This is a genomic window from Microbacterium sp. K36, assembly GCF_004794355.1.
GTDB lineage: Bacteria > Actinomycetota > Actinomycetes > Actinomycetales > Microbacteriaceae > Microbacterium > Microbacterium paraoxydans_D.
On the sequence record NZ_SSDN01000020.1, the window covers coordinates 1 to 821 of the forward strand.

The window sequence follows — 821 nt, forward strand, 5'->3', positions numbered from 1 at the left end:
CAATGATGCGCTGACGATCGCGGCCGTCCTGATCCAGGTGGCGATGCTCGTGTTCCGCCTCGAGAGTGGCCGGGAACTCTGGGTGATCGTGCTCTTCCACATCACCGGCACCGCGATGGAGCTGTTCAAGACCGACGTCGGCTCCTGGGCGTATGCGGCGGACGGCATTCTCCGCATCGGCGGTGTCCCGTTGTTCAGCGGGTTCATGTATGCGGCCGTCGGCTCCTACATGGTTCGCGTGTATCGGCTGTTCGACCTCGGGTTCACCCGCTACCCCCGCCAGTGGTTGACGGCCGTCCTGGCTGCCGCGATCTACATCAACTTCTTCACCCACCACTGGTGGTGGGATGCGCGCTGGGTGCTCTTGGCAGCGGTCGTCGTGCTGTGGCTGCCCACGATCATGCATGCCCGCGTATGGCGCCGCACCATCCGGCTGCCGCTGCTGGCCGTCTTCGCCGGAGTGGCGGTGTTCATCTATCTGGCCGAGAACATCGGCACCTGGGCAGGCGCCTGGGCCTACCCGGACCAGGCGGAGGGATGGCAGCCGGTGTCGCTGAGCAAGCTCACTTCGTGGTTCCTGCTGATGATCATCTCGGTCGTGCTCGTCGCCTGGGTCTACCCGCCGCAGGTCCCGGCGGCACTCCTGGAGAACGAGGGGCGCCGCACTTAAGACCGTGCGGCGCCCCTCGGACGATGATGATGCGGATCAGGCGCCCGTGACGGGTGCCGCTCCGGTGCCGGAGCCGCCGCGACGACGGCGGCGACGACGCGCCGGAGCGGGCTTGCCGTCGTGGTGCTCCTTGCCGGCGCCGTCGTGCGTG

The 821-nt window shown here is 67.6% G+C and carries 1 protein-coding gene; it reads left to right on the forward strand.

Annotation, left to right across the window (positions count from 1 at the left end; translation table 11 throughout):
* On the forward strand, positions 1-670 hold a 670-nt coding region (locus tag DW296_RS00675; protein ID WP_136050654.1), incomplete at its 5' end, for a DUF817 domain-containing protein.
* Positions 671-821: the final 151 nt, after the last annotated feature.